This window comes from Amaricoccus solimangrovi, assembly GCF_006385685.1.
Lineage (GTDB): Bacteria > Pseudomonadota > Alphaproteobacteria > Rhodobacterales > Rhodobacteraceae > Amaricoccus > Amaricoccus solimangrovi.
In genome coordinates this window covers 331,738-354,707 of sequence record NZ_VFRP01000001.1, presented here as the reverse complement: position 1 = coordinate 354,707, position 22,970 = coordinate 331,738, and the positions used below count along the sequence as shown (strand labels likewise).

Sequence of the window (22,970 nt, the reverse complement as noted above, 5' to 3'; positions counted from 1 at the left end):
GCACCCGGCGCCACCATAGGAATTTCGGCGCGGAAGGAAAGCGCGGCGGGCGCGGAAATCCCGGCCGACGCGGGTCAGGGACCGCCTGTCCCCCCGGCGCCGTCCGGAACGCGCGGCGTGATCCGGCGCGCTTCCCTCCGGCCCGCCTCACACCGTCGCGACGGCGAAGCGGGCGGGGGCATCGAAGGAGACGGCGCCGTCGGGCTGGCAACAGGCGGAAAGCCTGTCCCGCGCGGCCGACTTCAGCGCCGCGAGGGTCGGCGCGTCGACCATGCTCGCCAGCGTCCATCCGCCGATCTCCGTGTCGAGCCAGGCGTCGAGGGACGCGTGGCGGATCCGGCCGATCCGCTCGGAAACCGCGGCGCCGCCGAGCCCCGCCTCCGCCAGCAGCGCCTCCAGCACGCCCGCGCCGCCGAGCACGAACGGCGCCTTCAGCGCCTCGGCGGCCTCGGCCCCGACGATCTCCCCGATCAGCGGGATGAGGTCGCGATAGCCCGGCGACTCGCGCCAGCCTGCGAAGACCGCGACGGCGACGCGGCCGCCGGGGCGGCAGACCCGCGCCATCTCGGTGAGCGCCCGGCTCCGGTCGTCGAAGAACATGAGCCCGAACTGGCAGGTCACCGCGTCGAACGCGTCCTCCCCGAAGGGGAGCGCCTCCGCGGCCGCCCGCAGGAACTCGATCCCCGGCGCGAGCCGCCGCGCCACGCTCAGCATGCCTTCGTTGATATCCACCGCCGTCACCGCGGCGCCCCGGTCGCGCGCCGCGCGGGCGGCCACGCCGGTCCCGGTCGCGACGTCGAGCACCCGGCCGCCGCCGATCCCGGCCGCCTCGGCGAGCCAGGGTCCGAACTGGCCGAAAAGCGCCGGAACGAAGAAATCCTCGTAGACCTTGGCCGCCTCGGCCGTGATCTGGCCTTTCCTGGCCTCCTCCTCCTCACGCATGACGTCCTCCTTTCCTCAAGGGGCAGGTGGCCGCGATCATAGCACGAAACGCCCTCCCCGCGCCGGGGGCGGGGGAACACGCAGTTGTGAGTTACGCGGACGGGTGTCGGAATGTAACGGTGGTTACAACAGAATCGTCGGGAGCGTGGTCATGGACGACATCCACTGGTTGCTTCTCGTCTACAAGGTTCCGAGCGAGCCGACCTCGCGCCGGGTCAGCCTGTGGCGGCGGCTGAAGGGGCTGGGGGCGGTCTACCTGCAGAGCGGGGTCTGCCTGCTGCCCGCGACGGACGACCACCTGCGCCGGCTGAAGATCATCGAGAACGAGATCGGCGAGATCCGGGGAGAGTGCATCCTGCTCCGGACCCACGGGCTCGACGCGGCGCAGCATGCCAAGGTCGTCGAGCGGTTCAAGGCCGACCGCGACGACGAATACCGCGAGTTCCTCGGCAAGTGCGAGGCGTTCCAGCGGGAGATCGAGAAGGAGATCCGGATCGCGAAGTTCACCTACGCGGAACTCGAGGAGGAGGATGCCGAGTTCCGCAAGCTCGAGAACTGGCTCGAGAAGATCCGCAAGCTCGACTTCCACGGCGCGGATCTCGGCGCGCTGGCCGGGGAGCGGCTGGCGCGGAGCAAGGCCATGCTCGACGACTATGCCCGGCGCGTCTTCGAGGCGCATGACGAGAACCGCCCCGCCCCCGAGGACGGGCGCGGCTGAGGCTTTTCCCGGGGGACGGGACAACAGGAAGGACGGGAATGTATCATCTCGACGTGACGCTGACGCGGGCGATCAACGGGCTGGCGGGCGGCTCCGCCGCCTTCGACGCGCTGATGATCTGGACATCGAGGATCGGCGTGCCGCTCCTCGTCCTCGCGGTCGCGCTGCGATGGTGGCGGGGCGCGGACCGGCGGCATTCGCGCCACGTGCTGGTGGCGGCCGGGCTCACCTTCCTGCTCGGCCTCTTCCTCAACCAGATCATCGTCCATCTCGTCCACCGCGTCCGCCCCTACGACGCGGGCGTGAGCCGGCTGCTGATCGAGCGCAGCGCGGACGTGTCCTTCCCCTCCGATCACGCCACGGCGACCGTGGCGATCGCCGCGGCCTTCCTCCTGCACGGCACGCGGCGGATGGGGCTTGCCTTCGGGCTCGCCGCGCTGCTCGTCTGCTTCTCGCGGATCTATGTCGGCACGCATTACGCGGGCGACGTGCTGGGCGGGGCGCTCACCGCGGTCCTGGCGGCGCTCCTCGTCGCGCGGCTCTACACGGAGGGCACGCGCCTCGACCGGATCGTGACGGGGATCCTGTAGGGATCGGCCTCCATGAAGATCCCCGAGAACAGGATCCACCAGACCTTCGAGGTCAGCATCCTCCTCAAGGGGGCCCATGCGCTCATCGAGATCGTCGGCGGGCTGTTCTTCTACCTCGTGAGCACGGCGACGATCCTCTCCTGGGTCAACCTGCTCACGCGGGAGGAACTCACCGAGGATCCGCGGGATTTCGTGGCGACGCATCTGCTCGGCGCCGCGCAGAGCCTGACCGGGGCGACGGAGAACTTCTACGCCTTCTACCTGATCAGCCATGGCGCGATAAAGATCGCGCTCGTCCTCGGCCTCCTGAGGGAAAAGCCGCTCGCCTATCCGCTCTCGCTCGCGGCGCTCGGCGTCTTCATCCTCTACCAGCTCTACCGCTATTCCTACACCCACGCGCCGGCGCTGATCGTCCTGACGGTGTTCGATCTCGTGGTCTGCTGGCTGGTCTGGCACGAGTGGCGCCACCGCGCCCCGGCGCCCCGCGCCTGAGCGGTCGCGCCGCGCGACGAAAAAGGGCCGCCCCGAGGGACGGCCCTTCCCGGTATCCCTCGCGGGACCGGAGATCAGTTCTTCGCGTAGAACTCGACGACGAGGTTCGGTTCCATCATCACCGGGTACGGCACGTCCGAGAGCGCCGGGGTGCGGACGAATTCCGCCGTCATCTTCGAGTGATCGACGTGGAGGTATTCCGGCGTGTCGCGCTCGGCCGAGCCCGCGGCCTCGAGCACGATGGCGAGCTGGCGCGACTTCTCGCGGATCGAGATCACGTCGCCTTCCTTCACCTGGTAGGAGGCGATGTTGACCCGGCGGCCGTTCACCTGGACATGGCCGTGGTTCACGAACTGGCGCGCGGAGAAGATGGTGGGCACGAACTTCGCGCGGTAGACCACCGCGTCGAGCCGGCGCTCCAGCAGGCCGATCAGCTGCTCCGACGTGTCGCCGCGCATCCGCTCGGCTTCGCCGTAGATCTTGCGGAACTGCTTCTCGGTCAGGTCGCCGTAGTAGCCCTTCAGCTTCTGCTTCGCGCGGAGCTGGGTGCCGAAGTCCGACATCTTGTTCTTGCGGCGCTGGCCGTGCTGGCCGGGGCCGTATTCACGCTTGTTCACCGGGGACTTCGGACGGCCCCAGATGTTTTCGCCCATGCGGCGATCGATCTTGTATTTCGCACTCGTGCGCTTGGTCACGGTCTCTTCCTATCCGTCAGAATATGGGCGGCGTCCTCCTTTGCCGAGGGTTGCCCCTCGCCGACAGGTTTCCCCTTGCGGGGTCCGCGAACGCCAGTCGATCCCGCCAACCCAACGGATGGCGAGCCGCGCCCTTCTACCGATCGCGCGGGCGATGTCAATGCCCGCTCAGGAGGCGGAGCGCCGGCCCGTCCGACTCGCGGCCGAGCGCGGTGAGAAAGCCCGGGACCGCCGGGGCCAGCGCCTCGAAATGCGTCTCGGCGGCGAAGACCCGCACCCGGCCGATATCCTCGCGCCGGGCGCCGCCGATCCGGCGGATGAGCGGCAGCAGCCGGCGCAGGTCGCCCTGGCCGCCGCCCCGGTTCAGGCTGAACCAGACCGGGCCACCGGCCGGCGCGGCGGGTGGCACGGCGGACGGCGGGGCGGATGGGGCGGCGGATGGGGCGGCGGACGGCGTGGCGGGTGGCGCGAACCGGGGCCGCGCGGCGTGCCAGCCCGCCGCGAACGCGCGCGCCAGGTGGTGCGCGCCCCGCCCGCGCAGCGCCTCGAGAAGCGCCGCGTCGGACCCCGCGGCCTCCGGCGCTTCCGCCCCGACCGAGCCGAGGAGCCGCGCGCGCTCCCGCGCCGCGACTTCCTCCGCGGCTGGCTCGGCCCGCCAGTGGAGCGCGATCCCCGCCCGCCGCGCCAGCGCCACGAGCCGCCGCCGCCCGGACGGGGGCGCGAGCAGGACCACGTGCCCGGCCCGCCCGGCCCGCCCGGTCCGGCCCGAGCGATGCGCCAGGGCCTCCGGGGAGACCGGCGGATCGGCGTGGATCACCAGATCGAGCCCCGGCAGGTCGAGCCCGCGCGCGGCGAGGTCGGTGGCGACGCAGACCCGCGCGCCGCCCCCGCGCAGCGCCGCGAGCGCCGCGTCGCGCGCGCCCTGGTCGAGCGCGCCCGAGAGCGCCACCGCCCGGAAGCCGCGCCCCTCGAGATGGCGGACGAGCGGCGCCACCCCGTCGCGGCGCCCGGCGAAGACGAGCGCGCGCGCGGGATCCGTCAGGCAGAGCAGGTTGCCCGTCACGCGGTCGCGCTCCGCCGCCGCGACCGCGATCGCCTCGTGGACCACGCCCGGCCGCGCGCCGCCCGCGATCTCGACCCTGCGCGCGTCGCGCTGGTGGCGCGCCGCCAGCGCGACCACCGCCGGGCTCAGCGTCGCCGAGAAGAGGCAGAGCCGCCGTCCCGCCGGTGCCCGGGCGAGGATCCGCCCGAGATCCTCGCGAAAGCCGCGGGCGAGCAGCTCGTCCGCCTCGTCGAGCACCAGCGTGGCGAGCCCGCGCGGATCGAAGGCGCCGCTCCGCAGATGCGCGAGGAGCCGCCCCGGCGTCGCCACGACGAGATCGGCGCCCCGGCCGAGCGCGCGCGCCTCCGCGCCGGGATCCGCGCCGCCGGCGCAGAGCGCGACCCGTATCCCCGCCGCGTGATGGAGCCAGGCCAGTTCGCCGCGCACCTGCGCCGCGAGTTCGCGCGTGGGGACGAGCACCAGCGCGCGGGGCGCCGGACCGGGTTCGGAGAGATCCGGCGCGAGGGCGAGGCCGATCGCGACGGTCTTGCCCGATCCCGTGGGCGCGGAGACGAGGAGGTCGCGGCGGGGATCGGGCCGATCGCGGATCGCCGCCTGGATTTCGGTCAGTCCGGTGAAGCCATGCGCGCGCATGGCAAGCGCGAGCGCGGAGGGAACGCCTTCGATCGGGGTCATCGTCACTCATGAACTGGAGAAACGCGACCCGCTTCCGGCGGTTCGGAGGGCGGCGCGGCCGGCGAGGCGCGGCCTCGGGACGGGCCTCGGGTCGCTGGGGCCGCGTGCCGGCAACTTGCCAGCGCGCGAAGTTCAGCATATAGCGAGCCGCGATTTCCAACTCATGAATGGAACTGGCGGCGATGCCCAAGATCAACGGCAATGAAATTCGGCCGGGCAATATCCTCGAACATGACGGCGGGCTCTGGGTCGCGGTCAAGGTCGCGCATGTGAAGCCCGGCAAGGGCGGCGCCTTCGCCCAGGTCGAGATGAAGAACATCCGCGACAACCGCAAGCTCAACGAGCGTTTCCGCTCGGCCGACAAGGTGGAGCGCGTGCGCCTCGAGCAGAAGGACCAGCAGTTCCTCTACGAGAGCGACGGCCTGCTCCACTTCATGGATGCCGAGACCTTCGAGCAGGTGACGATCCCCGCCGACATCTTCGGCGACCGCCGCCCCTTCCTGCAGGACGGCATGACCATCGTCGTCGAGTATTACGAGGAAGAGGCGCTGAACGCGCAGCTCCCGGACAAGGTGACCTGCACCGTCACCGAGACCGAGCCGGCGGTGAAGGGCCAGACCGCGGCCAACAGCTTCAAGCCGGCGATCCTCGACAACGGCGTGCGGATCATGATCCCGCCCTTCGTCGGCGAGGGCGAGGCGGTCATCGTCTCGACGGAGACGATGGAATACGTCGAGCGCGCCTGATCCGCGCGCCGCGATCCCGGGCCCGGCCCGGGACGCCCGGGACCGTCAGCCGGGGGCGAGGCGGTCCGCGAAATCCGCGAAGACGCGCGTGTAGATCGCGCGCTTGAACGGGACGATGCGCTCGACGACATCGGCCGGGCGCATCCAGGCCCATTCCCCGAATTCCGGGTGCGGCTGGTCGAGCCGCACCTCGTCGTCCGAGCCGTGGAAGCGGAACAGCGCCCAGATCTGGCGCTGTCCCCGGAACCTGCCGTTCCAGACCTTGCCGAGCAGACGCGGCGGCAGGTCGTAGGTCAGCCAGTCGCGCGTCTGCGCGAGGAACTCGACCGACCCCGGCCCGACCCCGGTCTCCTCGCCCAGTTCGCGCAGCGCCGCCTCCAGCGGCTCCTCGCCCTTGTCGATGCCGCCCTGCGGCATCTGCCAGGCGCCGGGCGTGTCGAGCCGCTGTCCCGCGAAGACGAGGCCTTCGCGGTTCATCAGCACCACGCCGACGCAGGGCCGGTAGGGCAGCGCGGCGGGATCGATGGCCGTTTCCCCGGCCATCAGTTCTCGGCGTGCATGAAGGACATGCCGCGCAGCAGATCGACGCCGTAGCTGAGCTGGTAGTCGGAGGCGCGCAGTTTCGCGGTCTCCTCCTGGTGCTTCTTCGCCGCCTCGAGCTGCTTCTTCTCGTCCTCGGTCAGCTGGTCGTTGGTCAGCGCGCCGCGCAGATCCGCCTCGGAGCGCATCTGCGGCACGGTCGGCTGCGCCTCGGCCTCGTCCTCGGGCTTCTCGCCCGGGGCCGGCTGCTCGACGACGATGTCCGGCGCGATGCCGAGCGCCTGGATCGAGCGGCCCGAGGGCGTGTAGTAGCGCGCGGTGGTGAGCCGGAGCGCGCCGTCGTCCTGCACCGGCATGATCGTCTGGACCGAGCCCTTGCCGAAGCTCTGCGTGCCGAGGATCACCGCGCGGCGATGGTCCTGCAGCGCGCCCGCGACGATCTCCGACGCGCTCGCCGAACCGCCGTTCACCAGCACGACCATGGGCTTGCCCTCGGTCAGGTCGCCCGGCGTCGCGTTGTAGCGTTCGCTGTCGCGCGGGTCGCGGCCCCGCGTCGAGACGATCTCGCCCGAATCGAGGAAGGCGTCGACGACCGAGATCGCCTGGTTCAGGAGCCCGCCCGGATCGTTGCGCAGGTCGAGGATGAAACCCGTGACCTTGTCCATGCCGCCCGCGGCCTCGACCTGCTCCCTGAGCTGCTTCTCGAGGTTCGGATAGGTCTGCTCGTTGAAGGTCGAGACGCGCAGCACCACGACGCCGTCGATGAGCTGGCTCTTGACCGGCGAGGTCTTGATCATCTCGCGCGTCAGCTTCACGTCGAACGGATCGGGCGTGCCCTCGCGCTGGATCGTGATCGTGATCTCGGAGCCGACGGGGCCGCGCATCAGGTCGACCGCGTCGTTGAGGTTGAGGCCGACGACGCTCTCCCCGTCCACCTGGGTGATGAGGTCGCCCGGCTTGATCCCGGCCTTGTCCGCCGGGGTATCCTCGATCGGCGAGACGACCTTGACCACGCCGTTCTCCTGCGTGACCTCGATGCCGAGCCCGCCGAACTCGCCCTTGGTCTGCACCTGCATGTCGTCGAAATCGTCCGGCGGCAGGTAGCTCGAATGCGGATCGAGCGACGAGAGCATGCCGTTGATCGCCGCCTCGATGAGCTTCTTGTCGTCCACCGGCTCGACATAGGAGGTCCGGATGCGCTCGAACACGTCGCCGAACAGGTCGAGCTCCTCGTAGACCGACTTGTCCTTGTCAGCCTCCTGCGCGACCAGCGGCCCGGCGAACTGCGTGCTGACAATCACTCCCAGGACCGCGCCGGCCGCGCTCGCCAGCAGTAATTTTCTCATCGAGCCATTCCTATCCGTTCTCGCTCTCGAACAGTCCGGCCGGGTCGACCGGCCCCTGTCCGCGCCTCACTTCTATATAGAGCATCTCGTCCGCGCCAGTGGCCGGCTCCTCCCCGGCCCCGGGCGCGGCCTCCGTCTCCACCGCTTCGGTGTCGGGTCCCGCGTCCCCGTCCTCCCCGCCGGCGGCGATATCCTCCGCGAGCTCCGCCGCCGAGGGGCCGTCCTCGGCCTCCGCCTCCCCGGCCGGATCCGCGAGCGCGAGCCCCGCGCCGGGCGCGGGCCGCGAGGCGTCCGCCCCCTCGTAGGCGGGACCGCCAAGCTGGCCGAGCAGGTCGCCCCGCCGCGTCGCCGCGCCGGTCTCGACCTGGACCCGCGCGAGCCCGGCCAGGACGACGAGCGTGCCGTCGTCGGTCTCGACCACCACGACATAGCCATAATCCAGAAACGGCCCGACGTAGCGCACGATCCCGTCAGCGGGCGCGCTCACGAGCGAGAGCGGCGGGGCGCGCATCGTGATCCCCGGCCGCCGCACGCCCGCGGCGTCGGGTTCCTCGAAGCGGCGCACGATCTCGCCCGGCACCGGCCGGGCCAGCCTCGGCGCCGGCGCGTCCCTCGCCACGCGCTTGCCCCCCCCCTGCGCCGCGAGCTTCGCGGCGAGCGTCGTCAGCGTGTCGCTGCCGCGCAGGATCGCGGCCATGGCGGGATCCTCGGTCTCGCGCGGCTGCGGCGGCGCCTCGTCGCTCAGCCTGTCCTCGAGCTCGGTCCGCGCGGCGCCGAGCGCGGCGATGCCCGTGGCGAGGTCGCGCTCGCCGTCGAGCCGCAGCCGGCGCAGCTCCGTCAGCGCGTCGTATTCGCGCGCCAGCTCCCCGGCCTCGTCGCGCAGCGCCGGCGTCAGCTTCGAGAGCGTCGCGGCCGCGCGGGCGGCGGCGACCGGGCCGCCCGGATGGATCATCCCCTGCGCGGGCGGCGGCGTGCGCGCCATCGTCTCGAGCGCGGCGATCAGGTGCTGGATCTCGCTCCGCCGCGTCTCGAGCTCCTCCGAGAGCTCGCGCTCGCGCGCATTGGCCCCGCTTACGCCCGCGCGCAGGATGTCGAGCGCGGCCTGATAGGCGCCGATCGCGCGCGTCAGCGCGCCGACCCGCGTCGCCGGGTCGGACGCGGCGGCGAGATCGGCGCCGGCGGCGTCGATGCGCTTCGCCGCCTCCGCCATGTCCTCGGCCGGCGTGGCGCCCAGCGCGCCGGGCGCGAGCGCGAGACCGAGAGCGGAGGCCGCGAGCGCCCGCCGCGCGCGGGAGAGCGTGCCAGCCCTCACGCCGGAACGATCAGGCTCTGCCCGGTCATCTCGGCGGGCCGGGGCATGCCCATGAGTTCGAGAAGCGTCGGCGCCAGGTCGGAAAGCCGCCCGTTCCGGAGCCCCGCGCCCTCCGGGCCGCCGACGAGGATCACCGGGACCGGGTTGAGCGTATGCGCGGTATGGGGGCCGCCGGTCTCGGGATCGACCATGGTCTCGCAATTGCCGTGGTCCGCCGTGACGATGAGCGCGCCGCCCATGTCCCGGACCGCCGCCAGCACCGCGCCCAGCCCCTCGTCCACCGCCTCGACCGCCTTGATCGCCGCCTCGAGCGAGCCGGTATGGCCCACCATGTCGGGATTGGCGAAGTTGCAGACGATGAGATCCATCTCGCCCGAGCGGATCGCCGCGACGAGATGCTCGGCCACCTCCGGCTCCGACATCTCGGGCTGCAGGTCATAGGTCCGTACCTTCGGGCTCGGCGCCATGTAGCGCTCCTCGCCGCCCTCCGGCACCTCGACTCCGCCGTTGAGGAAGAAGGTCACATGCGGGTATTTCTCGGTCTCCGCGATGCGGAACTGCTTCCTGCCATGCGTGGCCACCCAGTGGCCGAGCGTGTTCACGATCTCGCCGGAGGGGAACATCACCAGCAGGTGCTCCCTCAGCGTGTCGGAATATTCGACCATGCCGAGCACCGAGGCGAAGGCCGGCCGCGCGCCCACGTCATAGCCGTCGAAACCGGGCAGGATCAGCGCGCCGAGGATCTCGCGCGCGCGGTCGGCGCGGAAATTGGCGAAGGCGAGCCCGTCGCCGTCCCGAACACCCGCGTAGTCGCCGATCACCGTCGGCGTCACGAATTCGTCCGTCTCGCCGGCCATGTAGGCGCCGGCGACCGCCTCCGCCGCGTTCGCCGCGTGCTTGCCCTCGCCCCTCAGGATCGCCGCCACCGCCGCGGCCACCCGCTCCCAGCGGTTGTCGCGGTCCATCGCGTAGAACCGGCCCGAGATCGTCGCGATCCGCGCGCCTTCCGGCAGGCTCGCCTCGAAGGCCGCGATCTGCTCGGCGGCGGATTTCGGCGGCACGTCGCGCCCGTCGAGAAAGCAATGCGCCTCGACGCGCAGCCCCGCGGCGACCATCGCCTCCGCGAGCGCGGTCATGTGGCGCTGATGCGCGTGCACGCCCCCGGGCGAGGTCAGCCCGGCGATATGCGCGACGCCGGTACCAGCCCTGACCTTCGCGATGAATTCCGCGAGCGCCGGATTGGCGGCGAAGCTTCCGTCCGCGATCGCATTGTCGATCCGGGGCAGGTCCATCCAGACCACGCGGCCGGCGCCGATGTTCATGTGCCCGACCTCGGAATTGCCCATCTGCCCCTCGGGCAGGCCGACATCGGGGCCGTGCGCGGCGAGCTGGGCATGCGGGCATTCCCGCCAGATCCGGTCGAAGTTCGGCGTGTTCCCGAGCGCCACCGCGTTCGCCTCGGTCTCCGCGCGGAGCCCCCAGCCATCGAGGATGCAAAGCACGACGGGTCGAACACCAGCCATCGCGAACCTGCCTTTCTTGCCCTTTTGCCGCGTAGCAATACTCTGCCCCCGCCGGGTTGGCAAACCGAACCGGTACGAGAACGCATGACGGACCCGCGGTCGCGGCCGGTTGCGCGCCGGCGCGGCCCGCGGGAAACAGCGCCATTCCCGAGACCAGCGGAGCCTGCCATGATCCAAGCCCTGACCCTGCTCTTCCTCTGCCAGCTCGCGGGCGAGTTCCTCGTCCGCTCGCTCGGCATCGTCTTTCCCGGCCCCGTGGTCGGCATGGGACTGCTCTTTCTCGGCATGCTGGCCGCGGGCCGCGCCGGCGGCCCGCTCGAGAAGGTGGCGGACACGATCCTCGGCCATCTCTCGCTGCTCTTCGTTCCCGCCTCGGTCGGGGTGGTGCAGCAGATCGGCCTGATCCGGGAGAACTGGTTCGCGATCGCCGCCGCCCTCGTCGTCTCGACTCTGCTGACCCTCGTCGTGACGGTGCTGACCTTCCGCGCGGTGGCGCGGCTGACCGCGAGGCCGGTCCTGTGAGCGGCGCGCTGCCCGATACGGGCGATCTCTATCGGATCTGGGTCTATCTCTCGACCACGCCGCTCCTGTGGCTGACGGTGACGCTCGCCGCCTTCTCGCTCGGCGATCTCGTCTCGCTCCGGTTCCGGCGCAATCCGATCGCCAATCCGGTGGTGATCTCGGCGGGGCTGCTGATCGCGCTGCTCGGCTTCACCGGCACCTCCTACCAGACCTATTTCGAGGGCGCGCAGTTCGTGCACTTCCTGCTCGGCCCGGCCACGGTCGCGCTCGCCGTGCCGCTCTGGCGCAACCGCGCCCAGGTGCGGGCGAACCTGCTCCCGATGTGCGCCGCCCTGGTGGCAGGCTCGGTGACCGCGATCGGCTCGGCCTGCGCCATCGCCTGGGTCTTCGGCGCGCCGTCGGAGGTCATCGCCTCGCTCGCGGCGAAATCGGTGACGGCGCCGATCGCGATGGCGCTGACCGACACGATCGGCGGCATCCCGGCGCTCGCCGCGGTGCTCGTGGTGCTGACCGGGGTCTTCGGCTCGATCGTCGTGACGCCGCTCATGAACGCGCTCAGGATCCGCGACTACGCCGCGCGCGGCTTCGCGGTCGGCGTGGCGAGCCATGGCATCGGCACCGCCCGCGCCTTCCAGGTGAGCCAGGAGGCCGGCACCTTCGCCGGCATCGCGCTCGGGCTGAACGGCGCGCTGACCTCGGTCCTGATCCTGGTGCTGAACCTCTTCCTGTAGGGCGGACCTCGGTCCGCCCCACACCCCCGCGCCCGCGGCGGACAGATGTCCGCCCTACAGCCTCGCGCAGCGGCGGACCTCGGTCCGCCCCCCGCGCCTATTCGGCGGCGAGCGGCGGCTCGCCCGGCCTCGGCGGGGTCGCCTCTCCCTCCGGAACCCCGGCGTCCCAGCCGTCGAGCCGGTCGCGGAGCGCGGCGAGCGGGTTCGGACGATAGGCCGCGACCCCCTTCCAGCGCCGCCGCGCCGTTTCCGAGACGTTGTCGAAACCGGGAACCGCCGTCCGGTCGCGCGAGCGCAGGCGGAAGACCCTGTCCGCCAGGCTTCGCCCGGTCCGCCCGGCGTCGAGCGGCCCGTCGAACGCCGCTTCCCGGACCCAGGCCTTCCGCATGCCGCCGTCGACCCTCAGCCCCCGCGCCTCCGCCCCCTCCAGCACCCAGAGCAGCGCCGCCGAGGAGAGCCCCGCGTCCGGTCCGCCCCCGCCGACCGCCCCGTGCACGCCGGGAAACCACTGCTGCGGATAGTCGCCCGGATCGAGCCCCGGCTTGCCCAGGATGTCGTCGAGCTGCCAGAGCGTCGGCTCGAAATCCCAGCGCCGCTCGTCGATCGCCACCGCGTGGCGCGCGGCGGCGACGAGCGGGCTCAGCTTCGTGTCGTGAAAGCTGTGGCGGCGCACCGCCCTCCCGCCGCCGGGCATCATCCCGAAGAGGCCCCTCGGCACCCCGAGCGAGCCGACCGTGTCCCAGACCCCGAGATAGGCGAGGCGGAGCCGGACCGGGTCGGGATGATCGCCGAGGCCCTCCCGCTCCCGCCACGCCGCCTCGCCGTCGATCGTCGTCACATGGCTCGCGTAGCGCGCGCGGAAGACCCGCGCCGCCTCGCTGGCCGATCCTTTCGCCGGATCGCGGTAGAGCCGCGTCGCATCGTCGATCCGGTCGGCATGGCGCCGCTCGACGATGCCCGCCCGGCCGATGAGCCCGCAGAGCGAGCGCGCGCAATAGGCGCCGCGGGAGAAGCCGAAGACGTAGATCTCGTCGCCCGGCTCGTAGTTCAGCGCGAGGAAGCGGTAGGCCTCCGTGATCAGCGCGTCGAGACCCCAGCCGAAGGCGCCGCCGAAGAGCCGGTCCACCGTCTGCGACGCGCGCCCGGTGCCCCGTCCGCTCCCCACGCCGTCGAGGTGGTGGACGATCTGCGTGACCCGCGTCCCGTCCGCCCCGGTCGCGGTGCCGAGGATCGCGGCGGCGAGCCGGCCCACGTTGGTATGCTCTTCCGAATCGAGACGGTTCCACGTCCCGTCGCAACAGACGACAATCCGCTTCATCGCAAATTCCTCGAATATGTAAATGCATATGAGAAGATGCGCCGCCAGCCGGGAATGGTCGGCTCGCGGGCGGTATGATACGCGCGGCGCGCGTATTCCCCAAAGGGTTAATGGCCGGAAAGGATCAATGGCCGGGCGAGACCGCGGCGCCCGGCGCCGTCAGTCGCGGACGCGGCGGGCCTTGTGCTTGTCGAGCGCGGTGACGTTCGGCTTCTTGCGATCCTTGTACGGATTCTCGCCCGCGCGCAGATAGAGCCGGATCGGCGTGCCCGGCATGTCGAAGTCGCGCCGGAGCCCGTTCACGAGGAAGCGCTTGTAATCGTCCGGCACCCCCTCGGGATGCGAGCAGAAGACGACGAAGGTCGGCGGCCGCGTCTTCACCTGCGTCATGTAGCGCAGCCGGATCCGCCGCCCGCCAGGCGCGGGGGGCGGGTGATCCGCGATCTGGCCCGCGAGCCAGCGGTTGAGCCGCGCCGTCGAGATCCGCGCGTTCCAGACCGAATGCGCCTTGACGATCGCGGCCCTGAGCCGGTCGAGACCCTTGCCGGTCAGCGCCGAGACCATCACCATCGGCGCGCCGCGCAGCTGCGGCAGCAGCCGGCCGAAGGCCTCGCGCAACTCGTTGAGCTTGTGGGACTTCTCCTCCTCGAGATCCCATTTGTTGACCGCGACGACGACCGCGCGTCCCTCGCGCTCCGCGAGATCGGCGATGCGCAGGTCCTGGCTCTCGAACGGGATCTGCACGTCGAGGAGCACGACGACGACCTCGGCGAACCTGACCGCGCGCAGCCCGTCGGAGACGGAGAGCTTCTCGAGCTTCTCCTGCACCTTCGCCTTCTTGCGCATCCCGGCGGTGTCGAAGATCCGGAACGGCACGCCGTCCCAGTCGACCGAGACCGCGATCGCATCGCGCGTGATCCCCGCCTCCGGCCCGGTCAGCAGCCGGTCCTCGCCGAGGATCGCGTTGACGAGCGTGGACTTGCCCGCGTTCGGCCGGCCCACCACGGCGATCTGGATCGGCCGGCCGGGCGGCAGGATCGCGCCCTCGCCCTCCTCGTTCACGCTGTCATCGATCTCGTCGAGATCGACGTCGACGATCGCGGTCGCGTCCTCGAACCGCTCCGCCACCGGCTCGAGCGCGCGCAGCAGGTCGTCCATGCCGATCCCGTGCTCCGCCGAGATCGCGAGCGGCTCGCCGAGGCCGAGTTCATAGGCGTCGTAGAACCCCTGCTCGCCCTTGCGCCCCTCCGCCTTGTTCGCCGCGAGGATCACCTGGGGCGCGCGCTTGCGCAGCAGCTCGCCCAGGATCCGGTCGGTCGGCGTCACGCCCACGCGCGCGTCGATCAGGAAGAGGCAGACGTCGGCCATGTCGACCGCGCGCTCGGTCAGCGCGCGCATCCGGCCCGGCAGGCTCTCGTCCGTCGCCTCCTCGAGCCCCGCGGTGTCGATCACCGTGAAGCGCAGCGGCCCGAGCCGGCCCGAGCCCTCGCGCAGGTCGCGGGTGACGCCGGGCTGGTCGTCGACGAGCGCGAGGCGCTTGCCGACCAGCCGGTTGAACAGCGTCGACTTGCCGACATTCGGGCGGCCTACGATGGCGAGCGTGAAGGACATGGGGCGGTAACCATTCGCGAAGGAAGGCGATCCTTACCGCCTCCGCCCGTCATTGGAAAGCCAGAAGCTTTCCGTCGCGCGAGACGATGTACATCACGCCGCCCGCGATCGCCGGCGGCGCGCCCGCGCCGCCCGGCAGCGGCACCGAGGAAAGCTGGCGTCCCGTCGTCGGGTCGAAGGAGCGCAGCGTCTCGTCCCCGCTCGCGACCCAGAGCCGGCCGCCGGCGAGGATCGGCCCGTAATGGGCGATGGCCTCGATCCGCTTTTCCTCGTTCCAGTATTCCGGCAGCACCGTGCGCCAGATCACCCGTCCGGTGGCGGCGTCGAGGCGCAGCAGCGCCCCCTCGTCGGAGACCATGAAGACCGCGCCCCCGACCGGCCAGGCGGGGCCGTAGGCGCCCTCGGAGGCGGTCCAGCGCCGTTCGCCGGTCTCCGCGTCGAGCGCGACCGCCCGCCCGCTCTGGTTCGCGGCGTAGACGGTGCCCCCGGCGATCACCGGCTCCCCGCTCACGTCGACGATGGCGTTGCGCGCCAGTTCGCGCCGCCCGCCGGTCACCGCGGTGCCCCAGACCTGCAGCCCGTTGCGCGCGACGATGCCGAGCACCTCGCCCGAGGCGAAGGGGAAGACCGCGAGCGTGCCGTCGGTCGCGACGCTCGCGCCCCCGAGAAGCCCGGTTCCGCCGACGCCGCGCACGATCCAGTTGGTCTCGCCCGTGGTCGCGTCGAGCGCGTAGCCGGTATCGTCGCGCACCACGACGAAGACCTGCCCGCCCGAGACGGTCGGCGCGGCGCGGACCGGGCCTTCCATGGTCTGGGTCCAGATCCGCCCGCCGGTCCGGGGATCGAGCGCCATCACCTGGCCGAAGCCGGTGGTCAGGTAGAGCACGCCGTCGGCATAGGCGAAGCCGCCACCCGGGCCGTTGTCGGCCTGCTGCCCCGGGGTCACGACGCTCTGGCTCCAGACCGGCTGGCCGTCGCTCTGGCGCAGCGCGCTCACCACGCCGCCGGCGTCCATCGTGTAGACGAGGCCGCCCGCGACGACGGGCGCGGTCAGGATGCGCCGGCGCCGCGCGTCGCCCTCGCCGATCGGAACCGACCAGCGCGGGCTCGGCGCCGTCGAGAAGGCGGGATTGACGAGCCGCCCGGCGGCGGAGCCGTTGTGATGCGTCCAGTCCGCGTTCATCCGCGCCGCCGGGATCGCGACCGGGCGCACCGCCGAGGGATCGGTCTCGCTCAGCGGCTGCTCGACCTGACGGATCGGAATCCGGTCGCCCGGCAGGATGTCCTCGCCGGAACAGCCGGCGAGCAGCGCCGCGGCGAGCGCGAGGTGAACCGGGCGGGCATGCGGGATCTTCAGACGCATCGGGGGAATTCCTGTTCCGGCTCAGCCTTCCGACGGGGTGGCCGGAAGGGCCGGAACCGCCGGCGCCTCGCCGCCCGCGGCCTGGAGAAGCTGCCGCGCCCGGGTCGAGACCTGCTCGGGGGCCTGGGGCAGCTTCAGGATCGTGCCGAGATCGGCGAAGGCGCCCTCCCGGTCGCCGGCGGCGAGGCGTCCGAGCGCGCGCTGCTCGAGCGCGAGCGCCTGGAAGGGCGACTCGCCGTCGCTCAGCGTCTCCAGCGTCGCGTTCCGCTCGGCCGGGTCCATCGCGTCGCCGAGCAGCATGACGCGCAAGAGCGCGGCGAGCGAGCGGTAGAGTTCCGGCGTATCGCCCTGCTCCGCGAGGCTCGCGAGCGTCGCGGCCGCGGCCCCGGTGTCGCCCGCCTCCATCTGGCTTCCCGCCTCGGCCAGGCGCGCCACGGCGGCCGCGCGCGGCTCGTCACCCGCGACGGTGGCGAGCGCCTCGGCGCGTTTCGCGGGATCGCTTTCGAGAGAGGCGGCGCGCAGCGCGTCGCCGGCCTTCTCAGCCGCCACCTGCTCGGCGTGCTTGCGCCATTCCACGAAGGCGGCGCCGCCGACCAGTCCGAGGATCACGAGGCCGATCAGCCAGCCGTAACGGCCCAGTCCGCGGCGCAACCTGTCGCGGCGGACTTCCTCGTCCACCTCGTTGAAGAAGGAATCACTCTGGCTCACGCCGTTCTCCGATCGGTCCGGCGCGGGATATACCGCCCGCCCCGCGCGGTGCCAAGCCCGAAGGCCCGGGCGCCGCGCCGCTCCGCGCCGGTCACCGGGCCGATTCCGGCACGCGGAAGACCTGGCCGGGATAGATGAGATCGGGATCGGCGATCAGTTCCGGGTTGGCCTCGAAGATCTGGGTGTAGCGCATGCCGGTGCCGTAATGGATCCGCGCCAGCGTCCAGAGGTTGTTGCCCGGCTGGACCACGATCGAGACCTCGCCCGGCCGGGGCGGCGCGCCGCCGCCGGTGTCGCGGCGGAACGGCGTCTCGGTCCGGCTCACCACCCGGCCCGTCGCGTCGAGCTGGTCGACGCGGATGGTGTAGGTGCCCGGCGCCGCCTCGGGCACCGTCAGCGTCCAGCGGCCGTCGGGACCGACCCGCCCCTCGACCGCGAGCGCGCCGTCGACATAGGCGCGCAGCGCCGCCCCCGGGTCGCCGAAACCCTGGAGCGCGACCGCGCCGGCCTCGCCATAGGAGATGCTCGCGAAGGCGACCTGCCCCTCGGCGAGGTTCGCGGGCCGGGCCACGGGCGTCACCTCGGCCGTCCCGGGCGTGATGAGCGCGGTCGCGGCGACCGGCGCCGCCGCCGGTTCCGCCGCCGGTTCCGCCCCCGGGGCGGCCGCGCCGGCGGGTGTTTCCGAGCCGGCGGGCGGGGCGGGCTCGTGGCCGGGCAGGATCACCAGCACCTCTTGGGAACGGTGGGTGGTCCCGTCCGCCCCCCTCGTCTCGACGGTCAGCGCGCGCGGCTCGGCCGACGCGCCGGCCTCGAACATCGCCACGAACCTGCCCGCCTCGTCCGCCTTCACCTCGGCGAGCGGGCGGTCGCCGGCCAGCACCGCGACATTGGCGCCAGGCCGCGCCCGGCCCGCCACCACGCCGGAGCCGCTGGCCGAGACGCGCATCACCTCGACGCTCGGCGTCTCGCCCGCCGTCTCCGCGGGCCGGTCAGCCGGAGCCGCGACCTTGCCCGTCGCGACCTCCCGCGTCGCGGCCGGCGGCGTCGCGGCGGGCGGCGTCACGGCGGGTTCCTCCCGGCCGCGGGTCAGGAGCTGGACCAGCACCACCGCCACCGCGAGACAGGCGCCGATGGCGAGCGCGGCGCGGCCGCGCCCGGGGCGTCGGGGCTCAGGGGTGGTCGTGTCCATTCGGTTGTCCTTTCCTCGGCCCTCGCACCGGCGGACCGGTCCCCCCTCGGGTCTGGCCGTCGCGCCGGCGACCTGCTAGCCAATGAGCCTGTCACAAAAGGCACATGCCGCAAAAGGTCCTTCCGCCAGCCGAGGAGATTTCCAGATGCCCCTGGGCGCGCGCAAATCCGTCTGTGTCTTCTGCGGCTCGCGGGAAGGAAACGACCCGGCCTTCGTCGCCGCGGCCGGCGAACTCGGCCACGCGCTGGCGGAGGAGAACTACCGCCTCGTCTATGGCGCGGGCGACATCGGCCTGATGGGCGCCGTCGCCCGGGCGGCGATCCGCGCCGGCGGCGACACCTTCGGCGTGATCCCCGAGCACCTGCTGCGCCGCGAGGTCGGCAAGCGCGATCTCGGCGCCTTCGTCGTCACCGAGACGATGCACGAGCGCAAGAAGGTCATGTTCATGAACGCCGACGCGATCGTGACCCTGCCGGGCGGCCCCGGCAGCCTCGACGAACTGTTCGAGGTGCTGACCTGGCGCCAGCTCGGCCTGCATGCGAAGCCGGTCTATCTTCTCAATACAAGGGGATACTGGACGCCGCTCATCACGCTTCTCATGCATCTCGTGGAGAACGGCTTCGCCGAGCTCTCCTTTCTCGAGATGCTCGACGTCTATGCCACGGTGCCCGAACTGATGGCGGCGCTGCGCGCGGATCTCTGAGACCCGCGCGCGGGCCCCGCTCAGCGCGGCGCGGGCTCGACCGCGCGGCGGTAGAGGTGCCAGGTCGCGTGGCCGAGGATCGGCAGGATCACGATCAGCCCGAGGAAGAACGGGATCGAGCCGATGGCGAGCCCCGCCGCGACGATCAGCCCCCAGACGGCGACGGTCGCGGGATTTTCGCGCGCGACGCGGATCGAGGTCGCGATGGCGACGGGCAAGCCGACGTTCCTGTCGAGCAGCAGCGGAAAGGAGACCACGCTGATCGCGAGCACCACCGCGGCGTAGACGAAGCCCACGCCGCAGCCGACGACGATCAGCGTCCAGCCCGCCCCGGTGCTCAGAACCGTGCCGAGATAATCGAGGAGCGAGGCCGGGCGCGCCGGCCCCATGATCGCGTTGTGGAGCGAGAAGGCGGTGATCATCCAGGCGAGGAAGATCGCGCAGTGCAGCAGGCCGAGCACCAGCACCGCGCCGAAACGGGGCGAGCGCAGCACGCCGAAGGCGTCGCCCCAGTTCGGCGTCTCGCCCATCTCGCGGCGGCGGCTCATCTCGTAGAGGCCGACGCCCGCGACCGGCCCGATCAGCGCGAAGCCCGCGATCGCGGGGAAGATCAGCGGCGTCATGTTGCCGTTGAGCGCCGCGGTGATCATCGCGATGCCGATCAGCGGATAGAGCAGGCAGAGGAAGATCACGTCGGAGCGGCAGGCCGCGAAATCCTCCACCCCCTCGCGCAGCGCCGCGCGCAGATCCTCGATGCCGATCCGCCTGACCCGGGGCGCGTGCGACGCCTCCAGGTCGTGACTGGCGACGCGGTCGGCGACCGCGCCGATGTGATGCCCCGCCGCCCGCGCGGTATCCACGCTCCAGGACAGCGGGTTGCCGATGGTCGTTGTCATGAACCTACCCTCCCCCTTCTTCTAGGGTTATGGGCGGCGGACCGCTTGTGATCTCCCCGCGAGCCGCCGCCCGCGTGAGTCGACCCTAGCACAACCGGAGGGCCGCGTCGCCCGCGACCGGCGTCACGACCGCGGGAGGATCAGAAGCGGTAGTTGAGCCCCAGCGACAGGATCATCGCATCGTTGCTCGCCCCGGCGGCGTCGCTCAGTTCGCTGTTCCAGCCGTCGAGATTGAGGTAGTTGACCGTCATGTCGCCGCGCGCCTCCCAGAACCGCTGGTAGTTGGCCTCGCCGCTCAGCGTCCAGCTCGGCGTCAGGTCGTGCTCGGCGCGCAGCGTCACCGCCGCCATCTGCGTGTTCCCGAAATCGCCGGTGAAGCTCTGCCCGTTCTCGATATGCACGTCCTTGTCGGAGACTTGGGCGAAGGGGCTCGCGATCACCCGCCCGCTGAGCCGGAGCCCGGGCAGCGCGTAGCCGGCCGCGACGCCGAGATAGGGCGTGCGCCACCACTGCTGGTAGTCCACCTGCGGCCCGCTAAAATTGCCCTCGGAATCGCGGAAGTCATAGTCGGAATAGACGTAGTGCCCGCCCGAGGCGCGCCATTTGTAGTTGCGGACCTGATAGCCGGCCAGCCCGTCGAACCAGATCCCGCGCCACTCGAGCACCCGTGCCTGGGCCGAAAGGTCGAATTCGAAGGCGCGTTCCAGGTCGGTGTCCGGATGGTGCGACCAGTCGCTCCAGGAGTCGATGTCGTCCCGCAGCCAGTCGTAGTCGTCCATCGTGTTGTCGGAGGCGAGGCTCGCCCAGCCGCCGAGGCCGAGGCTGAGCCAGTTCGTCGCGGCGAAATTGACCCGGCTGCCGACGATCATCGCATCCTCGATCGTCCAGGTCAGCCGGCTGGTCCGCGCGCCGTTATTGTAGACGTATTCATTCGATTCGCCGCTCAGGTAGCCGAGGTAGGTCTCGAGGCTCAGCCGGTCGGAGAGGCGGTTCGCCGTGCCCGAGACGACGCTGACCGGCCCCGTCGTCGCAGGCGTATCGGCGGCCTCGTCCTGAGCCAGTCCCATTCCGGCGCAGGAAGCCAGCGCCAAGCCCAGACAAACCGCCTTGATCATCGATGTCCCCACGCGATCACCCCACCCCGGGGAGAGTCGCTCCTATCACACCCCCCGGAGGGACAGAAGCCCACCCGCGCGAGGCGAAGCGCCGCGGGTGGACTCCCGCCGAGGGGGCGGGAGTCCGGGAGCCTCAGAGCTTGGAGGCGACGTATTCCCAGTTCACCAGCTTGTCGAGGAAGTTGGTGAGATAGGCCGGGCGCTTGTTGCGGAAGTCGATGTAGTAGGAATGCTCCCACACGTCGCAGCCGAGGAGCGCGGTCTGGCCGAAGCAGAGCGGGTTCACGCCGTTCTCGGTCTTGGTGACCTTGAGCGCGCCGTCCCCGTCCTTCACGAGCCAGGCCCAGCCGGAGCCGAACTGGCCCGCGCCGGCCGCGCCGAATTCCTCCTTGAACTTGTCGACCGAGCCGAAGGCCTCGGTCAGCGCCTTCTCGAGCGCGCCCGGCATCGCGCCGGAATTCGGGCTCATCATCTGCCAGAACTCGGTGTGGTTCCAGTGCTGGGAGGCGTTGTTGAAGATGCCCGACTGGGCGACCGCGCCGGCCTGATAGGTGCCCTTGACGATCTCCTCGACCGACTTGCCCTCCCACTCGGTGCCGGCGATCAGCTTGTTGCCGTTGTCGACATAGGCCTTGTGGTGGATGTCGTGGTGGAATTCGAGCGTCTCCTTCGACATGCCCGCGCCGGCGAGCGCGTCGTGAGCATAGGGGAGATCGGGAAGTTCGAAGGCCATTTGAGTACCCTTTCTTTCAGTCAGAGTTCGCCCGCTCCGGTTCTAGTCCGGCGGGAAGTCGGGGGGAAGGCTCGACGGGAAGTTTCTGGCATCCCAGGACGGCGGGACGCGGCCTCACACCGGCAGCAGCGCGGCGGCGACGCGGCGGCCCTCGCCGAGCAGGACGTTGTAGGTCCGGCAGGCCGGCGGGGTGGCCATGATCTCGACACCGATCCCCGCTCCTTCCAGCGCCGCGCGCACGTCCCCGGGCAGGGCGCGGATCTCCGCCCCCATCCCCATCAGCAGAACGTCGATCGCATCGCTCCGTTCCAGGATCGGCGCGAGATCGCCGAACCCGCCCCAGCCCGCCATCGCGTCGGGCAGGAGCAGGAGCGCGCCCTCGTGGACCGCGCCCGCGACGCGGAAGAAGCCGGGGCCGTAGCCCTCGACCGGCGGGCCGCCCGGATAATGGACCTCGGTGACGCGCATGCCCGCCTCAGGCCCGCGCGTCGCGCTTCGCATCCGCCTCGGCCTTCTGCGCGCCCCAGTCGCGCCGGACGCCGAGCCGGAGCACGACGGCGGAGGCGACGTAGATCGAGGAATAGGTGCCGATCAGGATGCCGAAGATCACCGCGATCGCGAAGCCGCGCACCGTCTGCCCGCCGAAGAGCAGGATCGCGATCAGCGCCAGCAGCGTGGTCAGCACCGTCATGACCGTCCGGCTCAGCGTCTCGTTCAGGGCGAGGTTCAGCACGTCGCGGAGCGGCATCTTCTTGTATTTGCGCAGAACCTCGCGCACCCGGTCGAAAACCACGACCGTGTCGTTGATCGAATAGCCGAGCACGGTCAGCACCGCGGCGACGATCGTGAGGTTGAACTCGAGCTGGAACACGCTGAACAGGCCGACCACCACGATCGCGTCGTGCAGCAGCGAGGCGGCGGCGCCGAGGCCGAACTGCCATTCGAACCGGAGCCACACGTAGATCATGATGCCCACGACCGAGAGCAGGACGGCGATCACCCCGTCGCGCACCAGTTCCTCCGACACCTTCGCGCCGACGCTGTCGACCTGCAGGTAGGTGATGCCCGGAAAGGCCTTGTCGAGCGCGCCCTGAACCGTCGCGATCGCCGCGCGCTGGTTCGTCGCGTCCTCTCCCGTCACGCCGAGGCGCATCAGCACGACATGGCGCCCCGCCCCGGTCGCGTCGGAGGCGGTGGTCACCCCGACCTCGCCGACGTCGAGCCCGGTCAGCAGCGTCCGGAACTCGCCCACCTCATGCGCCTCGGGCGTCGCCGCCATGATCAGCGTGCCGCCCCGGAAGTCGACGCCGTAGTTGAGCCCGAAGATCGCAAGCGAGACGAAGGAGCCGATCACGCCGATGATGGAAACGGCGAGCCAGAACCGCATGTAGCGGAAGAAGTCGATGTTGGTGGTATCGGGAACGAGACGGAAACGCATC

General features: G+C 71.4%; 24 protein-coding genes. 7 read left to right on the top strand and 17 right to left on the bottom strand.

Annotated features, from left to right (window positions below):
• Window positions 1-147: 147 nt before the first annotated feature.
• Window positions 148-942: a class I SAM-dependent methyltransferase gene (locus tag FJM51_RS01630; protein ID WP_140452352.1), complete on the bottom strand. Its 795-nt coding sequence runs from the start codon at window positions 940-942 to the stop codon at window positions 148-150.
• A gap of 151 nt (window positions 943-1,093) precedes the next feature.
• Here FJM51_RS01630 and FJM51_RS01625 point away from each other — a divergent pair, with 151 nt between their 5' ends.
• From FJM51_RS01625 to FJM51_RS01615, 3 genes are read left to right on the top strand one after another with little or no spacing between them, the layout of a single operon-like run.
• Window positions 1,094-1,660 carry a Chromate resistance protein ChrB gene (locus tag FJM51_RS01625; RefSeq protein WP_140452351.1) on the top strand — a complete coding sequence of 189 codons (567 nt, stop codon included), beginning with the start codon at window positions 1,094-1,096 and terminating at the stop codon, window positions 1,658-1,660.
• 38 nt (window positions 1,661-1,698) lie between these two features.
• Complete coding sequence (locus FJM51_RS01620; RefSeq protein WP_140452350.1) at window positions 1,699-2,250, top strand: phosphatase PAP2 family protein; 552 nt, start codon at window positions 1,699-1,701, stop codon at window positions 2,248-2,250.
• Between the two features lie 12 nt (window positions 2,251-2,262).
• Window positions 2,263-2,742: a DUF2127 domain-containing protein gene (locus FJM51_RS01615; protein WP_140452349.1), complete on the top strand. Its 480-nt coding sequence runs from the start codon at window positions 2,263-2,265 to the stop codon at window positions 2,740-2,742.
• A gap of 74 nt (window positions 2,743-2,816) precedes the next feature.
• Here FJM51_RS01615 and rpsD read toward each other — a convergent pair whose 3' ends face one another.
• Window positions 2,817-3,437 carry a 30S ribosomal protein S4 gene (gene rpsD, locus FJM51_RS01610; RefSeq protein ID WP_140452348.1) on the bottom strand — a complete coding sequence of 207 codons (621 nt, stop codon included), beginning with the start codon at window positions 3,435-3,437 and terminating at the stop codon, window positions 2,817-2,819.
• A gap of 157 nt (window positions 3,438-3,594) precedes the next feature.
• Window positions 3,595-5,175 carry a DEAD/DEAH box helicase gene (locus FJM51_RS01605; protein WP_140452347.1) on the bottom strand — a complete coding sequence of 527 codons (1,581 nt, stop codon included), beginning with the start codon at window positions 5,173-5,175 and terminating at the stop codon, window positions 3,595-3,597.
• A 182-nt stretch (window positions 5,176-5,357) separates the two neighbouring features.
• On the opposite strand from FJM51_RS01605, the gene efp reads away from it, so the two are divergent.
• Window positions 5,358-5,921, top strand: coding sequence for an elongation factor P (gene efp, locus FJM51_RS01600; RefSeq protein ID WP_140452346.1), 564 nt, complete (start codon window positions 5,358-5,360; stop codon window positions 5,919-5,921).
• 45 nt (window positions 5,922-5,966) lie between these two features.
• On the opposite strand, the gene FJM51_RS01595 is transcribed toward efp, so the two are convergent.
• Genes FJM51_RS01595 through gpmI form a run of 4 tightly spaced genes read right to left on the bottom strand, consistent with a single transcriptional unit; the run spans window position 5,967 to window position 10,642 of the window.
• Window positions 5,967-6,464, bottom strand: coding sequence for an RNA pyrophosphohydrolase (locus FJM51_RS01595; RefSeq protein WP_140452345.1), 498 nt, complete (start codon window positions 6,462-6,464; stop codon window positions 5,967-5,969).
• Window positions 6,464-7,807 carry a S41 family peptidase gene (locus FJM51_RS01590; protein ID WP_140452344.1) on the bottom strand — a complete coding sequence of 448 codons (1,344 nt, stop codon included), beginning with the start codon at window positions 7,805-7,807 and terminating at the stop codon, window positions 6,464-6,466. The genes FJM51_RS01595 and FJM51_RS01590 overlap by 1 nt, the downstream gene beginning before the upstream one ends.
• A gap of 10 nt (window positions 7,808-7,817) precedes the next feature.
• Window positions 7,818-9,119: a peptidoglycan DD-metalloendopeptidase family protein gene (locus tag FJM51_RS01585; RefSeq protein ID WP_140452343.1), complete on the bottom strand. Its 1,302-nt coding sequence runs from the start codon at window positions 9,117-9,119 to the stop codon at window positions 7,818-7,820.
• Complete coding sequence (gpmI, locus tag FJM51_RS01580; protein ID WP_140452342.1) at window positions 9,116-10,642, bottom strand: 2,3-bisphosphoglycerate-independent phosphoglycerate mutase; 1,527 nt, start codon at window positions 10,640-10,642, stop codon at window positions 9,116-9,118. The genes FJM51_RS01585 and gpmI overlap by 4 nt, the downstream gene beginning before the upstream one ends.
• A gap of 168 nt (window positions 10,643-10,810) precedes the next feature.
• Between gpmI and FJM51_RS01575 the strand changes: the two genes are divergently transcribed.
• Window positions 10,811-11,164 carry a CidA/LrgA family protein gene (locus FJM51_RS01575; protein ID WP_140452341.1) on the top strand — a complete coding sequence of 118 codons (354 nt, stop codon included), beginning with the start codon at window positions 10,811-10,813 and terminating at the stop codon, window positions 11,162-11,164.
• Entirely contained in the window at window positions 11,161-11,895 is a 735-nt protein-coding gene (locus FJM51_RS01570) for an LrgB family protein (protein ID WP_233712926.1), read from the top strand. The genes FJM51_RS01575 and FJM51_RS01570 overlap by 4 nt, the downstream gene beginning before the upstream one ends.
• Window positions 11,896-11,992: 97 nt before the next feature.
• Here FJM51_RS01570 and FJM51_RS01565 read toward each other — a convergent pair whose 3' ends face one another.
• The 5 genes from FJM51_RS01565 to FJM51_RS01545 form a co-directional block, all read right to left on the bottom strand.
• On the bottom strand, window positions 11,993-13,213 hold the full coding sequence (locus FJM51_RS01565) for a T6SS phospholipase effector Tle1-like catalytic domain-containing protein (protein WP_140452340.1): 1,221 nt from the start codon (window positions 13,211-13,213) through the stop codon (window positions 11,993-11,995).
• Between the two features lie 159 nt (window positions 13,214-13,372).
• Window positions 13,373-14,824 carry a ribosome biogenesis GTPase Der gene (der, locus tag FJM51_RS01560; RefSeq protein ID WP_140452339.1) on the bottom strand — a complete coding sequence of 484 codons (1,452 nt, stop codon included), beginning with the start codon at window positions 14,822-14,824 and terminating at the stop codon, window positions 13,373-13,375.
• A gap of 49 nt (window positions 14,825-14,873) precedes the next feature.
• The gene (locus FJM51_RS01555) at window positions 14,874-16,187 is read right to left on the bottom strand and encodes a PQQ-like beta-propeller repeat protein (protein ID WP_140452338.1); all 1,314 of its coding nucleotides are present in this window, start codon (window positions 16,185-16,187) and stop codon (window positions 14,874-14,876) included.
• A 21-nt stretch (window positions 16,188-16,208) separates the two neighbouring features.
• Entirely contained in the window at window positions 16,209-16,895 is a 687-nt protein-coding gene (locus FJM51_RS01550) for a tetratricopeptide repeat protein (RefSeq protein WP_181164406.1), read from the bottom strand.
• A gap of 91 nt (window positions 16,896-16,986) precedes the next feature.
• Window positions 16,987-18,084, bottom strand: coding sequence for a LysM peptidoglycan-binding domain-containing protein (locus tag FJM51_RS01545; protein WP_140452336.1), 1,098 nt, complete (start codon window positions 18,082-18,084; stop codon window positions 16,987-16,989).
• A gap of 145 nt (window positions 18,085-18,229) precedes the next feature.
• Here FJM51_RS01545 and FJM51_RS01540 point away from each other — a divergent pair, with 145 nt between their 5' ends.
• A complete protein-coding gene (locus FJM51_RS01540) occupies window positions 18,230-18,787 on the top strand; it encodes an LOG family protein (RefSeq protein ID WP_140452335.1) in 558 nt (185 codons plus the stop codon).
• A gap of 20 nt (window positions 18,788-18,807) precedes the next feature.
• Here the strand turns inward: FJM51_RS01540 and FJM51_RS01535 are convergent, their stop codons facing one another.
• The 5 genes from FJM51_RS01535 to secF all read right to left on the bottom strand — a co-directional run bounded on the left by FJM51_RS01535 (window position 18,808) and on the right by secF (window position 22,969).
• Window positions 18,808-19,683, bottom strand: coding sequence for a DUF2189 domain-containing protein (locus tag FJM51_RS01535; RefSeq protein WP_140452334.1), 876 nt, complete (start codon window positions 19,681-19,683; stop codon window positions 18,808-18,810).
• Window positions 19,684-19,823: 140 nt separating this feature from the next.
• Complete coding sequence (locus tag FJM51_RS01530) at window positions 19,824-20,798, bottom strand: omptin family outer membrane protease (RefSeq protein WP_140452333.1); 975 nt, start codon at window positions 20,796-20,798, stop codon at window positions 19,824-19,826.
• 133 nt (window positions 20,799-20,931) lie between these two features.
• Complete coding sequence (locus FJM51_RS01525; RefSeq protein ID WP_140452332.1) at window positions 20,932-21,531, bottom strand: superoxide dismutase; 600 nt, start codon at window positions 21,529-21,531, stop codon at window positions 20,932-20,934.
• 114 nt (window positions 21,532-21,645) lie between these two features.
• A complete protein-coding gene (locus FJM51_RS01520; protein ID WP_140452331.1) occupies window positions 21,646-21,999 on the bottom strand; it encodes an Mth938-like domain-containing protein in 354 nt (117 codons plus the stop codon).
• 7 nt (window positions 22,000-22,006) lie between these two features.
• Window positions 22,007-22,969: a protein translocase subunit SecF gene (gene secF / locus FJM51_RS01515; protein ID WP_140452330.1), complete on the bottom strand. Its 963-nt coding sequence runs from the start codon at window positions 22,967-22,969 to the stop codon at window positions 22,007-22,009.
• Between the last annotated feature and the right edge of the window lies 1 nt (window position 22,970).

Excerpts from the sequence above, each read along its gene's own strand:
- der (WP_140452339.1), bottom strand. The coding sequence starts at position 14,824 with ATGTCCTTCACGCTCGCCATCGTAGGCCGCCCGAATGTCGGCAAGTCG.
- FJM51_RS01565 (WP_140452340.1), bottom strand. The coding sequence starts at position 13,213 with ATGAAGCGGATTGTCGTCTGTTGCGACGGGACGTGGAACCGTCTCGAT.
- FJM51_RS01625 (WP_140452351.1), top strand. The coding sequence starts at position 1,094 with ATGGACGACATCCACTGGTTGCTTCTCGTCTACAAGGTTCCGAGCGAG.
- FJM51_RS01545 (WP_140452336.1), bottom strand. The coding sequence starts at position 18,084 with ATGGACACGACCACCCCTGAGCCCCGACGCCCCGGGCGCGGCCGCGCC.
- FJM51_RS01520 (WP_140452331.1), bottom strand. The coding sequence starts at position 21,999 with ATGCGCGTCACCGAGGTCCATTATCCGGGCGGCCCGCCGGTCGAGGGC.
- FJM51_RS01630 (WP_140452352.1), bottom strand. The coding sequence starts at position 942 with ATGCGTGAGGAGGAGGAGGCCAGGAAAGGCCAGATCACGGCCGAGGCG.
- FJM51_RS01590 (WP_140452344.1), bottom strand. The coding sequence starts at position 7,807 with ATGAGAAAATTACTGCTGGCGAGCGCGGCCGGCGCGGTCCTGGGAGTG.
- FJM51_RS01575 (WP_140452341.1), top strand. The coding sequence starts at position 10,811 with ATGATCCAAGCCCTGACCCTGCTCTTCCTCTGCCAGCTCGCGGGCGAG.
- FJM51_RS01540 (WP_140452335.1), top strand. The coding sequence starts at position 18,230 with ATGCCCCTGGGCGCGCGCAAATCCGTCTGTGTCTTCTGCGGCTCGCGG.
- FJM51_RS01555 (WP_140452338.1), bottom strand. The coding sequence starts at position 16,187 with ATGCGTCTGAAGATCCCGCATGCCCGCCCGGTTCACCTCGCGCTCGCC.
- gpmI (WP_140452342.1), bottom strand. The coding sequence starts at position 10,642 with ATGGCTGGTGTTCGACCCGTCGTGCTTTGCATCCTCGATGGCTGGGGG.
- FJM51_RS01525 (WP_140452332.1), bottom strand. The coding sequence starts at position 21,531 with ATGGCCTTCGAACTTCCCGATCTCCCCTATGCTCACGACGCGCTCGCC.
- FJM51_RS01595 (WP_140452345.1), bottom strand. The coding sequence starts at position 6,464 with ATGGCCGGGGAAACGGCCATCGATCCCGCCGCGCTGCCCTACCGGCCC.
- FJM51_RS01530 (WP_140452333.1), bottom strand. The coding sequence starts at position 20,798 with ATGATCAAGGCGGTTTGTCTGGGCTTGGCGCTGGCTTCCTGCGCCGGA.
- FJM51_RS01620 (WP_140452350.1), top strand. The coding sequence starts at position 1,699 with ATGTATCATCTCGACGTGACGCTGACGCGGGCGATCAACGGGCTGGCG.
- secF (WP_140452330.1), bottom strand. The coding sequence starts at position 22,969 with ATGCGTTTCCGTCTCGTTCCCGATACCACCAACATCGACTTCTTCCGC.
- FJM51_RS01615 (WP_140452349.1), top strand. The coding sequence starts at position 2,263 with ATGAAGATCCCCGAGAACAGGATCCACCAGACCTTCGAGGTCAGCATC.
- efp (WP_140452346.1), top strand. The coding sequence starts at position 5,358 with ATGCCCAAGATCAACGGCAATGAAATTCGGCCGGGCAATATCCTCGAA.
- FJM51_RS01605 (WP_140452347.1), bottom strand. The coding sequence starts at position 5,175 with ATGACCCCGATCGAAGGCGTTCCCTCCGCGCTCGCGCTTGCCATGCGC.
- FJM51_RS01535 (WP_140452334.1), bottom strand. The coding sequence starts at position 19,683 with ATGACAACGACCATCGGCAACCCGCTGTCCTGGAGCGTGGATACCGCG.